The sequence below is a fragment of the Halobiforma lacisalsi AJ5 genome (assembly GCF_000226975.2).
In the GTDB taxonomy this organism is placed as follows: Archaea; Halobacteriota; Halobacteria; order Halobacteriales; family Natrialbaceae; genus Natronobacterium; species Natronobacterium lacisalsi.
Genome location: NZ_CP019285.1, coordinates 3,221,206 through 3,234,488, shown reverse-complemented (window position 1 = coordinate 3,234,488; position 13,283 = coordinate 3,221,206). Strand labels below are relative to the sequence as shown.

At 62.3% G+C, this 13,283-nt stretch carries 11 protein-coding genes and 3 pseudogenes; 5 read left to right on the top strand and 9 right to left on the bottom strand.

The features are described from left to right. Window positions 1–160 precede the first annotated feature (160 nt). Complete coding sequence (gene gyrA / locus CHINAEXTREME_RS15705; RefSeq protein ID WP_007142769.1) at window positions 161–2,665, top strand: DNA gyrase subunit A; 2,505 nt, start codon at window positions 161–163, stop codon at window positions 2,663–2,665. A gap of 304 nt (window positions 2,666–2,969) precedes the next feature. Here gyrA and CHINAEXTREME_RS15700 read toward each other — a convergent pair whose 3' ends face one another. From CHINAEXTREME_RS15700 to CHINAEXTREME_RS15690, 3 genes are all read right to left on the bottom strand, one after another. After that, entirely contained in the window at window positions 2,970–3,503 is a 534-nt protein-coding gene (locus tag CHINAEXTREME_RS15700; RefSeq protein WP_007142768.1) for an Rrf2 family transcriptional regulator, read from the bottom strand. A gap of 136 nt (window positions 3,504–3,639) precedes the next feature. Beyond that, complete coding sequence (locus CHINAEXTREME_RS15695) at window positions 3,640–4,572, bottom strand: ZIP family metal transporter (protein WP_007142767.1); 933 nt, start codon at window positions 4,570–4,572, stop codon at window positions 3,640–3,642. Window positions 4,573–4,735: 163 nt separating this feature from the next. Beyond that, on the bottom strand, window positions 4,736–5,416 hold the full coding sequence (locus CHINAEXTREME_RS15690) for a metal-dependent transcriptional regulator (protein WP_007142766.1): 681 nt from the start codon (window positions 5,414–5,416) through the stop codon (window positions 4,736–4,738). A gap of 214 nt (window positions 5,417–5,630) precedes the next feature. Here CHINAEXTREME_RS15690 and CHINAEXTREME_RS15685 point away from each other — a divergent pair, with 214 nt between their 5' ends. After that, window positions 5,631–6,800, top strand: coding sequence for an NAD(P)/FAD-dependent oxidoreductase (locus tag CHINAEXTREME_RS15685; RefSeq protein WP_007142765.1), 1,170 nt, complete (start codon window positions 5,631–5,633; stop codon window positions 6,798–6,800). A gap of 154 nt (window positions 6,801–6,954) precedes the next feature. On the opposite strand, the gene CHINAEXTREME_RS15680 is transcribed toward CHINAEXTREME_RS15685, so the two are convergent. The 3 genes from CHINAEXTREME_RS15680 to CHINAEXTREME_RS15670 form a co-directional block, all read right to left on the bottom strand. Then, on the bottom strand, window positions 6,955–7,545 hold the full coding sequence (locus CHINAEXTREME_RS15680) for an acyltransferase (protein WP_007142764.1): 591 nt from the start codon (window positions 7,543–7,545) through the stop codon (window positions 6,955–6,957). A 63-nt stretch (window positions 7,546–7,608) separates the two neighbouring features. Next, on the bottom strand, window positions 7,609–8,448 hold the full coding sequence (locus CHINAEXTREME_RS15675; RefSeq protein ID WP_007142763.1) for an Nmad3 family putative nucleotide modification protein: 840 nt from the start codon (window positions 8,446–8,448) through the stop codon (window positions 7,609–7,611). A gap of 88 nt (window positions 8,449–8,536) precedes the next feature. Further along, window positions 8,537–8,797, bottom strand: a complete 261-nt coding sequence (locus tag CHINAEXTREME_RS15670) for a hypothetical protein (RefSeq protein ID WP_007142762.1) — start codon at window positions 8,795–8,797, stop codon at window positions 8,537–8,539. 753 nt (window positions 8,798–9,550) lie between these two features. Here CHINAEXTREME_RS15670 and CHINAEXTREME_RS15665 point away from each other — a divergent pair. Next, window positions 9,551–9,775 (top strand): annotated as a pseudogene (locus CHINAEXTREME_RS15665) (type IV pilin); the annotation flags it as partial. Window positions 9,776–9,782: 7 nt separating this feature from the next. On the opposite strand, the gene tnpC reads toward CHINAEXTREME_RS15665, so the two are convergent. Beyond that, on the bottom strand, window positions 9,783–11,219 hold the full coding sequence (gene tnpC, locus CHINAEXTREME_RS15660; RefSeq protein WP_029601814.1) for an IS66 family transposase: 1,437 nt from the start codon (window positions 11,217–11,219) through the stop codon (window positions 9,783–9,785). Between the two features lie 403 nt (window positions 11,220–11,622). Between tnpC and CHINAEXTREME_RS15655 the strand changes: the two genes are divergently transcribed. Next, window positions 11,623–12,105: a type IV pilin gene (locus tag CHINAEXTREME_RS15655; protein WP_007142725.1), complete on the top strand. Its 483-nt coding sequence runs from the start codon at window positions 11,623–11,625 to the stop codon at window positions 12,103–12,105. A 26-nt stretch (window positions 12,106–12,131) separates the two neighbouring features. Here CHINAEXTREME_RS15655 and CHINAEXTREME_RS15650 read toward each other — a convergent pair. Continuing rightward, window positions 12,132–12,443 (bottom strand): annotated as a pseudogene (locus tag CHINAEXTREME_RS15650) (hypothetical protein); the annotation flags it as partial. 209 nt (window positions 12,444–12,652) lie between these two features. Here CHINAEXTREME_RS15650 and CHINAEXTREME_RS15645 point away from each other — a divergent pair. Beyond that, window positions 12,653–12,838: a hypothetical protein gene (locus tag CHINAEXTREME_RS15645; RefSeq protein ID WP_076738754.1), complete on the top strand. Its 186-nt coding sequence runs from the start codon at window positions 12,653–12,655 to the stop codon at window positions 12,836–12,838. A gap of 163 nt (window positions 12,839–13,001) precedes the next feature. On the opposite strand, the pseudogene CHINAEXTREME_RS22300 reads toward CHINAEXTREME_RS15645, so the two are convergent. Continuing rightward, window positions 13,002–13,229 (bottom strand): annotated as a pseudogene (locus tag CHINAEXTREME_RS22300) (DUF7563 family protein); the annotation flags it as partial. Window positions 13,230–13,283: the final 54 nt, after the last annotated feature.

Genomic DNA, 13,283 nt, shown 5'->3' with positions numbered 1-13,283 from the left:
CTTCCCTCCGCGCAGCAAGCTGCGCTCGGCTCACGGCCTTCGACCGTTCGCCTTTCCGCGGTGCTTCGCACCGCGCTCTCCGGGTCGGTCGTCGGCCCGTTCGAGCGTCCGCTCCACGGACGCAGTGCTTGACAACTAACCGACGGAACCATATGAAGACATGAGTTCAGAGGTACCCGATCCGACAGACGTAGACGCTCGAGCGGTAGAGAACGTCCGTATCGAGGACGAGATGGAACAGAGCTACATCGACTACGCGATGTCCGTCATCGCGGGTCGTGCGCTCCCCCGCGTCGAGGACGGCCTGAAGCCCGTCCACCGCCGCATCCTGTACGCGATGCACGAGATGGGCGTGACCTCCGGTTCGTCACACCGGAAGTCCTCCTCGATCGTCGGGGAGACGATGGGTGACTACCACCCCCACGGCGACAGCGCGATCTACGATACCCTGGTCCGGATGGCCCAGGACTTCTCGATGCGTTACCCGCTGGTCGACGGCCAGGGGAACTTCGGCTCGATGGACGGCGACCCGGCCGCTGCCCAGCGGTACACGGAGGCCCGGATGTCGCCCATCTCCGAGGAACTGCTCGCCGACATCGAGAAGGACACCGTCGACTTCTCCGCGAACTACGACGACCGCTTGCAAGAGCCCGACGTCCTCCCCGCAGCGTTCCCGAACCTGCTGGTGAACGGCTCCTCGGGGATCGCCGTCGGGATGTCGACCAACATCCCGCCGCACAACCTCGGGGAGGTCATCGACGCGACGATCGAGTTGATCGACAACCCCGACGCGACCGTCGAGGACCTGATGGAGCACGTCAAGGGACCGGACTTCCCAACCGGCGCGAACATCGTCGGCCGCGACGCCATCTACTCCGCGTACAAGACCGGCCGCGGCCGCATCCGAGTCCGCGCCGAGTTCGAGGTCGAGGAGTGGAAGAACGGGCGCGAGCGGATCGTCATCACCGAACTCCCCTTCCAGTCCAACAAGGCCCGACTGGTCGAGCGCATCGCCGAGGATGTCCACGAGGGCGAGATCGAAGGGATCTCCGACCTCCGCGACGAGTCCGACCGCGACGGCGTCCGCATCGTCGTCGAACTCAAACGCGGTGCGAACACCGAGGTCGTCAAGAACCGACTGCTCGAGAACCACCTCGAGCGTACCTTCGGCGTCATCAACCTCGCGCTGGTCGACGGCCAGCCCCAGGTACTCTCGCTGAAGGAAACGCTCGAGGAGTACGTCGCCCACCGCCGCGAGGTCGTCCGCCGACGCAGCGAGTACGACCTCGCCGAGGCCGAGGACCGCGCCCACATCCTCGAGGGCCGGCTGAAGGCCGTCGAGAACGCCGAGGACGTGGTCGAACTGATCCGGGACAGCGAGACCCGGGACGACGCGAAGGAGGCCCTGCAGGACGCCTACGGCTTCTCTCAGGATCAGGCCGACCACATCGTCCGTATGCAACTCGGTAGCCTCACGTCGATGGAGGCCGCCGAGATCGAGGACGAGTACGAGGAGGTCCAGGCCGAGATCGAGCGCCTGACGGAGATCCTCGAGAGCGAGCAGGAACTGCTCGAGGTCATCAAGGATGAACTCCGGGAGGTCAAAGCGGAGTACGACGACGAACGCCGCACCTCGATCGTCGAGGACGAAGGGACCGTCACTCACGAGGACCTCATCCCCGAGGAGGAAGTCGTCGTCGTCATGACCGAAGACGACTACGTCAAGCGCATGCCGATCGAGACGTTCGACCCCCAGGGTCGGGGCGGCAAGGGGATCATCGGCGCGGACGTCAAGGACGAGGACCGCGTCGCCACGGTCTTCCGGGCGAACACCCACGACTACCTCCTGTGCTTTACGAATCAGGGCCAGGTTTACCAGCTCAAGACCTACGAGATCCCCGAGATGGGTCGGACGGCACGCGGCAAGTCCGCGGTCAACATCCTCGATCTGGACGACGGCGAGGACATCACCGCCATCGTCGACACCGACGCCCTCGAGGGCGACGAGTTCGTGACGATGGCTACCCGGAACGGCTACGTCAAGCGGACTGCCAGCGAGGAGTTCGACAACATCCGCTCGACCGGGATCATCGCGGCCGACTTAGAGGAAGGCGACGAACTCGTCGACGTCGAGGTCACCGACGGCTCGCAGGACCTCGTGATTGCGACCGAGGGCGGTATGACGATCCGGTTCGACGAGGACGACGTCCGCGCCATGGGACGGAACGCCCGCGGTGTCAACGGGATCAAACTCCAGGACGACGACGCGGTCGCTGGGCTGGTCGCGGCCAACGGCAATGACGGCGACGACCAGGCGCTGCTTACCGTCACCCGGAACGGGTACGGCAAGCGAACCCCGCTCGAGGAGTACAGCACCCAGTCCCGCTACGGCAAGGGGCTGATCGACATCAAGACCGAGGGCCGGAACGGCCCCGTGACCGCCATCAAGGCCGTCTCTCCCGACGACCACCTCGTGTTGATGAGCGAGGACGGCCAGATCGTCCGCACTCGCGTCGACGAGGTGTCGACGGTCGGTCGGAACACGATGGGCGTAATCGTGATGGAGGTCGAAGACGAGGACGCCGTCGCAAGCGTCGACGTCATTCCTGCGGGCACCGTCGAGGATGAAAACGGTTCCGAAGCGGCCGACGGCGACGACGAATAACCGCCGCGTTCGAGTTTTCTCCCGGTTTTCGTTCACCGAGCGTGCCGGTCGATCCCGGTTAGGTTCGCGGCTCTCTCAGCAGTGGGCACGCTGGATCCGACTCGAGTCCGTCTCGAGTCGGCGGCGGTCGGACCGTTCGGGGCAGGTGTCAGGGGTCAGGGGTCGAGCGCGGGAGAGCGGGAAATCGGGAGACAGCGGGACGTGTAGAAACCGGAAATCCGTAGAGACTGACGGAGCAGTGGCAACCCGCCCGGCGAAGAACGGAAAACGGCAGAAAGGTGGAGAGTGGAAACGCGAGACCCGATCAGTGCTCGGGCTCTTCCGCGGGGGCAACCATATCCTCGATCCGGAGGATGAGGATGTTGTTCGTGTCGTCCTTGCCGTCGACGCGTCCGTCGATGACGAGCTTCGAGAGCGGCGTCGGGCCGACGGTGACGGCGTCGTCCTCGGAGATATCGCTCATCGATCCCTGCATATGGACCTCGGCGCGACAGAGCTCGGGGTGGTGGACGCTCGAGAGATCGATTTCCTCGACGAGGACGTCCTCGACGGGCTCGCCCTCGTGTTCGATCGGGACGGAAGCGGGATCGTCCATCTGCTGGATCTCGAGGGCCTCGTAGGCCGCGGCCGTCGGTTTGTAGCCGCCTTTCGGTCCGGGTACCCCCTCGACGAGCTGGAGGGCCTTGAGACTCTGCATCTGGTTGCGGATCGTCCCCGGGTTCCGGTCGACCTGCTCGGCGATGTCCTCGCCCTTGATGGCGTCTTCAGACTCCTTGTGGAGGTTCGTCAACGCGCGCAAGATCTTCTTCTGGCTCGGGGTCAGTTCGATTGATGACATGGCGAATTATTCGTAATTGTATTCCTTAAACCCGGCGGGTGAGACCGGTCGTTTTCTTCCGGATTTCGTCCTTCGTGCCGGGGAATCTAAGGCGTTTCCTTTGGCGGTCGAACGACCGCCTGCATTTCGGAAGCCGTCAGACGGAAGCCAGCCATCCCTCGAGGAAGACGGCGGTGAGGACGTCCTCGAGGAGGAACATCAGGGCAAAGCCCATCGAGAAGGTGACGGCGTTGGTGCGGGTGATCACGGCCTCCGCGTCGAACCGGATGAGTTCGGCGACCTCGATGAGGACCTGCAGGACGGCGCCTATCGCCATCCCGAAGAAGACGGCAGCGAGAGCGGCCGACTGGGCGATGCTGCCGATCCAGCCGCCGAGGATGACCGGCCCGCCGGCGAGCAACCCCATCCCCGCGAAGTGCCACAGTGGGGGCGTCTCGTGGTCGCGTGCAACGGCGGCGACGACCGTCGGCCCCTCCATCACGTTGTGCATGATGAAAGCCAGGACGAGCAGCGTGAGCAGGGAGGTGTTCCCCTGGACGTACGCGACGCCGATGCCCAGGCCCTCGCCAACGCTGTGGAGGCCGAGCGCGAACGCGACCAGATACGCGACCTCGAGACCGCTCTTTTCGGCCCCCGCGGCCGCGTGCTGGCGCCACCGGCTGACGAGGTACATGACGGCGAACGTGGTCCCGATGCCGGCGAGCGCGAGCGCGAGCACGACTGGCGTGTTGCTCGCTTCGCCGGCGTAGTCGGCGACGTCACCAACCATCTCGACGGCGATGAACGCGAGGACGCCCGCCGCCAGCGCCATGAACCCGTGGAGATACCGGGTCGGGAGGTTCCGGATGAACGGGAACCAGAGCATCCCGATCGCGACGGGGACGATCCCCGCGATCGAGCCGATCACCGTCAGCACGCGAACGATCTCGAGCGTCGTCGCGCCTTCGCCGGCCGAAAGATCTCCGAATGGGGAGGTCAGGGAGAGGAGTCCGAACACGACCGCGAGGACGACGAGAGGACCGATAGCGAGCAGCCACCGCGGCAGATCCTGGAGCGACCGATCACGCATCGGGCCCGATCACCTCCGTCGAAGCATACAGCAATAGTACTCCCACACGCATAGTTTAGATAACTCTAAACTTATTCCTTTTCACGCGACTTGCCGTTAGAGTCGATCTAAACCCGTGGATTCGGCGACCGAGAAACAGCAGGAACCACGGTCGGAGAGCACTCTACTGCTCGAGTTCCGGCGGACGGGCGACGCGGACGTGGTGTGCGACCCGGTCGGGCAGGGAGACGGGCTCGTCGGCGTCGCTCGAGCGGGCCGTCACCATTCCGAACGGAGCAACCTCGAGAATCTCGAGTTCGACGCCGGGTTCGACGCCGTGGTCCGCCAGGTACGAGAGGATCTCGGCGTCACGGTCGGCGACCTCCTCGACGACGACCGTGTCGCCCTCCTCGAACTCAGCGATCGATTCGCCGTCGGGCCGTTCGGGCGGCTCGAGGTCGGCGCTCGGGATCGGCGAGCCGTGCGGATCGACGTCGGGTTCGCCGAGCGCGTCGGCGACGCGAGCCTCGAAGTCCTCGCTGATGTGGTGTTCGAGTCGGTCGGCCTCGGCGTGGACCTCGGACCAGTCGTAGTCGAGATGTTCGGTGAGGTAGGCCTCGAGCAGTCGATGGTGGCGGACGACCTCGAGCGCGACGGTCTCTCCCTCGTCGGTGAGCGTGACCCCGCGGTATTTCTCGCGGTCGACGAGCCCGCGCTCCTCGAGTTTGTCTACCATGCTGGTGACCGTCGGCGACGTGACGTCCAGCTCCTCGGCGATCTCGGACGTCTTGATCCGGTCGTCCGTCCCGCGCTGGAGCTGGTAGATCGCTTTGAGATAGTCCTCCATCACGTCGCTCAGCATCATGTACTCGGTTTAGAACCGTCTAACCCTAAATCTATTGTCGTTCGAACTCACGCGAACTCGCGCGGTCTCGTCTCCACTCGACTACCCGACATGCAGACCTGCTACCGCGAGGCAGTCACGTTCGCTACCGGCCCGGAGTATGACGGGTGACAACACTCAACACTCCGATAACGGTTCCAACACCTTTGTATCATAGGGTTTCAGAGTGTGGGGTATGACTGAGAACGTCGTCGTGCTCGGTGCCGGATACGCCGGGGCCGGCGCGATCAAGAAACTCGAGTCGGAACTCGGTGATTCCGCTCGTCTAACGTGGATCGCCGACGTAGACTACCACCTCGTCCTCCACGAGTCCCATCGGGTCATCCGGGATCCGTCAGTCCGATCGGACGTCACCTTCCCCGTCGACGACATCGCCGCACCGTCGACCCGATTCATCCAGGCCGAAGTCACCGGACTCGACGTCGACGACCGAGTCGTCGAACTCGACGGAGCCGAAGACGTCGAGTACGACTACGTCCTCGTCGCGCTTGGCACCCAGACCGCGTTCTACGGCATCCCCGGCCTCGAAGAGCACTCTCTGACGCTCAAGAGCCTCGACGACGCCCTCGAGATCCACGAGGCCGTCAAGGAAGCCAGCCAGGAAGCGACCCGCGGCGACCCCGCACAGGTCGTCATCGGCGGCGCCGGCCTCTCGGGCATCCAGACCGCCGGCGAGATCGCCGAGTTCCGCGACAACCACCGCGCGCCGATCGAGATCCACCTCGTCGAAGCCCTCGAGGAGATCTTCCCCGGGAACGATCCCGAGATCCAGCAGGCTCTGCGTGACCTCCTCGAGGACGCGGGTGTCCACATCCACACGGACGACCCGATCACGGAGGCTACCGAGGACCACATCGAGTTCGACGAGGGCGATCCGCTCGAACACGACGTGCTCGTCTGGACCGGGGGGATCACGGGCCGGGACGCCCTTGACGACGTCGACCTCGAGAACGAGCACAACCGCGTCACTGCCGAAGCCAACTTCCAGACCTCCGACGAACGCGTCTTTGCCGTCGGCGACTCGGCGATCGTCGACCAGGGCGACCAGCCCGCACCGCCGACCGCCCAGGCCGCCTGGCAGGCCGCCGAAGTCGTCGGGGAGAACATCGCCCGTGCCATCGAGAACCGCCCGCTCAAAACCTGGGAACATGAGGACAAGGGGACGGTCGTCTCCGTTGGCGACAAGGCCGTCGCTCACGACGTCAAGCCCGCATTCGGTGTCTCGCTGCCGGTCGATACCTTCAGCGGCGTTCCCGCCGAGACCCTGAAGAAGCTGATCGCCGCCCGCTGGATCGCTGACGTCACCTCCTGGAACGAGGCCCGCAAGGCCTGGTCGTCGCTGTAGCCGTCCCGTAGACCGATACGGGAAACATACCGAACCTGATCACACCGGACCCGACTGAGCCGGATCCGACCGACCCGACCCGATTCGACCCGACCGAAATCGTACTCGAGCCCCGGACCGACTCGAGTTTCGTTCGCCTCTTTGTTCCTTTCCCCTAAGCGTCGCTCTCGTCGCTCTCGGTTTCGTCCGGCGGCGCGTCGTCGTCGGTCCCCATCGGTCGCGCCGGTACACCCGCGACGGTGGTCCCCGGTTCCACGTCTCGCGTTACAAGCGAGTTCGCCGCCACCCGCGCGTCGGCACCGATCTCGACCCCCGGGAGGACGATCGCCCCCGCGCCGATCATCGCCCGTTCGCCGACGACGACCTCGCCCGTCCGGTACTCCTCCTGGAGGAACTCGTGACACAGCAACGTTGCGTCGTAGCCGACGATGGCGTCGTCCTCGAGCGTGATCAACTCCGGCCAGAACACGTCCGGCGTGGCCTCGAGTCCCCAGGAGACACCCCGCCCGACCGTGACGCCGATCCGGCGCAGACACCACCGTCGGAGCCGCAGACTCGGCGCGATTCGGGCCAGCCAGACGAAGACGTAGTTGATCGCGACCCGTAGCGGGTGTTTCGCGTCCGTCCAGTACGCAAGCGAGTTGCGCCGCCCCGGCGTCGGGTGCCGATCCACGCGGTCGTGTCTGGACAGGTCTTGGGAGGAACCGTCCTCTGCCGTCGAATCGGGGTCCTGGTCGTCGGTCACTGCCGGTGGTTCGACCTTTCACCACAAGAAACCGATCGATTGCGGTCGGATATGGGGGGCGATTTACCGTGCCGTCTCCGTCCGTTCCGACGTCTCTACGCCGCTCGCGTCGACGGGCCGCTCTCCCGGCCTCCCGACCAGATCGACGAACTCCGCTCCCGTCAGGTCACAGCGGTACGCCGGTTTGTACATCATGTTGTCGCCACCCGCCGTGACCGCCCAGTCGTCGGCGATCCCCTCGCGGAGGTAGTACTGCGCCCGCTCGTTCCCCGGCTTGACGTAGTAGTCACTGAGCCGGACCGGCTCGCGCTCGAAGAGTCCACCCGGTTCGCGGCCGTCGACGAACACCACAGTCTTCTCCGTAAGGTAGAGTTCCCCATTGCGGGCACGCTTCGTGTGGGCGTTGTCGGGATGGGACGCTAAGATCGCCTCCCGATCGGCGGGCGGCGTCTCCGGCGTAACGACGTCGACCGAGTCGACGGTAAAGTACCCGATCAGGTAGCGGTGGGCGCGGTCGCCGTCCGGTCGGCGGAGGCCGGCGTAGAACCCGACGACGTCGCCCGGCTCGAGTTCCCGGAGCCGCGAGACGTAGCCGCTCGTCCGGTGTTCGCCGTACGTAAGCGCCTCGAAGTTGGGGTCGCGGTGAAGCGGCCACGACTCGAGAGCCGCGCCGCTGACGCTCTCGGTACCGCCCCGGACCGGTTGCGGTTCGATCCGGGACGTCAGATCGGCCGCGGTTCGATCGTCGACCCGCAGGTCCCACGAGCCGAGCGTTTCCGTCTCGCTCGTTTCGCGGGTCTTCTCCGGGATCGGAACGTATTCGAAGCGTCCGTCGTCGTACAGCGGTCCCAGGGCCCCGAGGTTCGTGCTGTCCGCACCGACACCAGCGAGGACGACCGTCATTACTCCCTACTGTGGCGAGTGCGGCGATAAACCCGGCGATAGCTGGTCTCCGAGTCTCGAGTCGACGACGCGTAGTTGGCCAGCTCGCTCAGCGCTCGTTCGAGCGCGAGGTATACAACAGCGGAATCAACAGCACGAGCAACAGCATCCCCATAACGGCGATCGCGATCCAGATCGTCGAAAGGAGCGTCTCCGGAATGATCCCCGCGACTTCGGCGAGCCAGAAGAGACTGTAGGCACCGGCAACCAGCAAGGCACCGATGTACAACTGGAGTCCCAGCCGAAACGCGTGATAGACCGTCGTCTTCGTCACCGGCGTCGGAAAATAGTCGTCGAGCGACTGGATCATCCCGACCGATCACCCGCGTTACGCGGTCGGTACCGGGCCTCCGTCGCGGCTGTAAATACGCGGCCTCGAGTCCGGTTCCCCGTCGAACTCGAGCGTTCCACGATTCGATCGCTGTGGCTCCGGTCGACGCCGACGGGCTCGAGTACCGTGGGGGGGAGACCGTGCCGGTCCCGTCCTCGAGTCGGTAAAGCGGAGCCGAGCACAGCTATCGATCGTGGCAAACCTAGTACCGGTATTCGTTCGCCCATTCTTGAATCTTACTGATAAATGAATTTCGTCCGATCGGAAACGTCGCCGGGGAAGGTGGTAGCCACGCGACAGTATCGATCGATCGGCTCCCGTCTCGAGGGTAGCTTCGACGTCCTCGATCGGTGTGGTTCCGACGTGGTGACCGGCGGTTCGCGCCCGGTCGAAGGGCGTTCTCGCAGCGCGAAGTCCGCACGAGATCACGAGTTCGTCGAGAGAGCAAAACCACTGGACGGCGAAGCTTCAAGGCGGTGCTGTAGTGGTTCTACACCCGGCTAATTCTCACATTTGAAACCGTCGTGGACAGTCGTTTTCACCGATGAGATACACTATGAGGTAAATATATGTACTCGTAGTCAACTGGTTGTTACCAGCACCAAAATCGACGGGTGGCGGGAAGGTGTGGCGGGGTGGTCATGCCTGGACCCCCAATCCCCGCACAGGTTCGATGTCCACGTGCGGGGACATAGGCCTTCCGGCGACCCTGGCTGTGGTGCTGTGAAAACAATGTTCGACGGAAGCAAAATCCGCGATAAACTGGTTGGATCGGACGAAGAACGGGCCGTGAGTCCGGTGATTGGAGTTATTCTGATGGTAGCTATCACAGTGATTCTGGCTGCCGTGATCGCCGCGTTCGTACTCGACCTCGGCGATTTGAGCGAATCTGCCAATGCCGGGGTTGAATTCGATGAATCTGGATCTGAAGTGACCGTACGGATAATTGATGAAGGGTACGTGTTTACCCCGAAGTCTCAACAGCCGGTTCAGTGTGAGCCCGTGATATCATCTCATTGTTGTTGACGACTCGGCGAAGTTCTTCGTAGGGATTGCGTCCCTGCTGGCGCCATGTCGCCAGCAGGGACAAGATCGTCTCGTGAACGAACATACCTCGATCGTTACGGAGTGTCCCGATGATTTTCCGGAGAACGACTGGTTCACGAAGTGCGTTCTCAGCTGCGTTGTTCGTCGGGGAGACCGCTGGCTCACCGACGAAGGTGAGCCAGTGGTCGATCCCTCCTTCGATTTTCCCGAGTAGTGTTGCCACTGGTTCGTCGGTTACTGACCGCCCCACGAGCGATCTAAGCCCGTTCTGGCATGAGCGGTGCATCTGTGCTCTCTCACGAAGACTCGGGTCGGTCTCCAGCCACGACTGGAGACCGACGAACATCTGCTTGAGATACCGGTAAACGGGTTCTGCCTCCTCGTGGTCACTAGCAGCGTCTTCAGCTTCTCGGAGAAGATGTGCCCAGCACCGCTGAAGGTTACTGCTGAACGCTGGATACGCCGTCCACCCATCGCAGATGACCGTTCCCGGGAAGTCCTCGCCGAGGACTTCCGCGGGAACATCACTTCCACGACTCTCCCTTACGGCGTATAGCGTGTGCTCGCTCGTCCGAAACGTCCAAATCCACGCCTGCTCACCCTCGCGTTTGATACCGGTTTCGTCAACGTGAACGATCTCTGCTTGCTGAATCTGTCTTCGAATCTGTTCGTATTCGCAGCGACCGGCGCGCGCAGCGCGCTCGGTCGCGTGCCACGCGGACGCGCCCGAGAGTTCTAATCCATGCAGTTGCTCGAACCGGTCAGCGATTTTCCGGTAGGGGAGGCGGTGATCGTACCGAGAAAGTGCTGCTTGAGAGATGACGTTCACCCCGAACTGCCCCTCATCGGGGCAGTCGGGGTGTGTAGCAACGGTTTCTGTTCCACAAGAGCTGCACTGGTAGTAGTGACGGTTGTACCGGGTGATTTCTGGTGGCTGTGGATCGGGAACCTCCTCGACGAGTCGGGGGCTGACGCCCACCGACTCGTCGAAGTGTTCGCCACACTCGGGACAACAGTCACAGGTGACATCGATCTCTTTGTCGGGATCTGCTGTTGCACGCCACTCAGGGTCGTGACCGTCCTTCCGTCCGGGAGTACCGCCATCGGTTCGAACATTCTCGTCTTCGTCGTCCTGCGAGGTCGGGGACTCGTCAGTCCCCGACCGTCGCTTACTGGGCGGTGTATGCGGATTTTCGTATTTGCGAAGGCGTGTTTCGAGTTCTTCTATCCGCTCGTCCTTCTGATCGATTTTCTTGTCCTTTCGCTTGTTCTCCCGTTCGAGTTCTTCGACTCGTTGCTCAAGTTGGAGAAGCCGAGAAAGGAGCTCTTCTTTGGTGAAATCGTCTGCGTTCACAGACTCCACCAACCAGTAGTGACAGCAGAAGTAACGGGATGGGCTCCGGTGCGGAGCCCATCCCTGAGAATCGTATCCGAGGTCTGCTGCCTGTTCATATCGCGTCCGTTGAACGCTTCCTACGAGAGAGTACCGAAATCAGCCCGGGCTAAACACATACGATGAAGGCAATACAGATTCGATCTACGTAGAAGCCCATGAGGGGTCTGATTCGGAATGGGTGGACACAAGTGGTAGTCAGTCTAGTGATGAAACTGCCTGGACTGTGGGTGACTCAGCGACGTTGGACTCAGATAGCCCATCAATCGGCGGTGATATCAGCAGTAGTATCGATGAGATAATTATTTACGGTGAAGTTGATGGAGAGAAGCAAGTTATCCAAACTTGGGAACCCTAAAATATGATGGACGGAAAAATCATTCGCGACAAATTGGTCGGCAGCGAAGAGGAGCGAGGAGTCTCTCCTGTTATAGGAGTAATCCTAATGGTCGCAATCACTGTGATCCTGGCTGCAGTTATTGCAGCTTTCGTGCTGGATCTTGGTGATATGAGCGAGTCCGCCAATGCGGGTATTGAGTTTGACGAATCTGGTGAATATGTAACCCCCCAAGTGATTGATGAAGGGAACACTGATGCAATCTATGTTGAAGTCGTGAACGGAAGTGGCGGTGCAGATTATATCGCTGTTAATGGAGATACATCTGATACCACTGAAGATTGGGAAGTCGGTGATTCAGTCCAAATCAACAGCGATGGACTCGGGGAAGACGAAGGCGAAATCAGTAATCTCGGCAGTCACGAGCTTCAGAGCAGTGACACAGTTGATGAAATCATAGTTTATGGCGAAGTCGAAGGTGAACAGCAAGTCATTACAACTTGGGATTAACTACTAGTACACTTCTACTTTTATTGGTACATCCCGCCCACCTCGAGGAGCCGGTCGTGCGCTCGGCGTTTGACGTAGTACCGGCCGTGCGTGGGATACGCGCCGTTGCTCGTCTCGTACTGACAGCCCTTGATCTCGATCGGGATCTCCGGCTCCAGGACGACCACCCCGTAGAACGGAAGCGACTGCTCCGACTCGAGGACGGTCGTCGTTTTCGCGTCGTGCCAGTCGGCCGTCGGATCGTCGACAAACTCCAAGGCGTCGATCCGCTGGACGATCTCGCCCTCGAGGAAGTCACCGCTGGCTTTCGGACTCTCGAGTTCCGACGTCGGGCTCACAGCGGACCACCTCGCGCTCGCCGCACCTCTCGAGCACGGTCGGGACAGAGTCGTCGCGTCGCGAGGATCGACTCTTCACACCGCTCGCACTCGTCGGAATCGACGACGCGGCTCATCGCCGACCACCGCCTTCATGGCCCGTGTTCTCGCTAATCCATCGCAGCCCTGTTAGATTCAAATAGTTGAACGTGGTCCCTGGACACAAGCAGATGGGGAACGAGACAGAGGAGCACGATTTTCTCGCCACCTGCGACGAATGCGGAAGAGCATATGCTGCCACGCTCACCGAAGATGGGGAGATTCTCCCGCTCGGGGCCCGGCCTGGTTGCAGATGCGGTGGAAAATCGTTCTCACCGGTGAATGAAGCGGATTTCGACGAAGCTTTTGACGACTGACCGCTCGCCCTCGAGGACGGGCCACCGTCGGCCCGAATCTCCTGATCCTCGAGGGCTTCCTGTCCCTCTTCGTCGCTCGCTTGATGGGCCGGATGGGCGATGGGCGTCCGGCTTTCGACGTGATAGAGCCGACTCGCGGGGACGAACTCGTCACACATCGGCCTCCACCGTGACGGCCGGGCGACGTCTCGGGATCGGGAACGTCGACGTCTTTTCCGGCTGCGGACCCGCGGCTCGATCGTCGGTAGCTATCGCACTCGGGACAGCGATGAGCGCGATCGCGATCGTCACCGAAGACCCGCGCGAATCGGTCGGTAACGTGACTTCCGCAGTGCTGGCACCTCGAGTCGGTGCCGGCCGACGGCCACTGAGCGACAGTCACGCAGACCACCCCACGACAGCCTGTCGACTAACCTGAATTGTACCGAAACCGAGAATTAGATTT

Excerpts from the sequence above, each read along its gene's own strand:
- CHINAEXTREME_RS15670 (WP_007142762.1), bottom strand. The coding sequence starts at position 8,797 with ATGATCCAGTCGCTCGACGACTATTTTCCGACGCCGGTGACGAAGACG.
- CHINAEXTREME_RS15690 (WP_007142766.1), bottom strand. The coding sequence starts at position 5,416 with ATGATGCTGAGCGACGTGATGGAGGACTATCTCAAAGCGATCTACCAG.
- gyrA (WP_007142769.1), top strand. The coding sequence starts at position 161 with ATGAGTTCAGAGGTACCCGATCCGACAGACGTAGACGCTCGAGCGGTA.
- CHINAEXTREME_RS15675 (WP_007142763.1), bottom strand. The coding sequence starts at position 8,448 with ATGACGGTCGTCCTCGCTGGTGTCGGTGCGGACAGCACGAACCTCGGG.
- CHINAEXTREME_RS15645 (WP_076738754.1), top strand. The coding sequence starts at position 12,653 with ATGGGGAACGAGACAGAGGAGCACGATTTTCTCGCCACCTGCGACGAA.
- CHINAEXTREME_RS15655 (WP_007142725.1), top strand. The coding sequence starts at position 11,623 with ATGGACGGAAAAATCATTCGCGACAAATTGGTCGGCAGCGAAGAGGAG.
- CHINAEXTREME_RS15700 (WP_007142768.1), bottom strand. The coding sequence starts at position 3,503 with ATGTCATCAATCGAACTGACCCCGAGCCAGAAGAAGATCTTGCGCGCG.
- CHINAEXTREME_RS15695 (WP_007142767.1), bottom strand. The coding sequence starts at position 4,572 with ATGCGTGATCGGTCGCTCCAGGATCTGCCGCGGTGGCTGCTCGCTATC.
- CHINAEXTREME_RS15685 (WP_007142765.1), top strand. The coding sequence starts at position 5,631 with ATGACTGAGAACGTCGTCGTGCTCGGTGCCGGATACGCCGGGGCCGGC.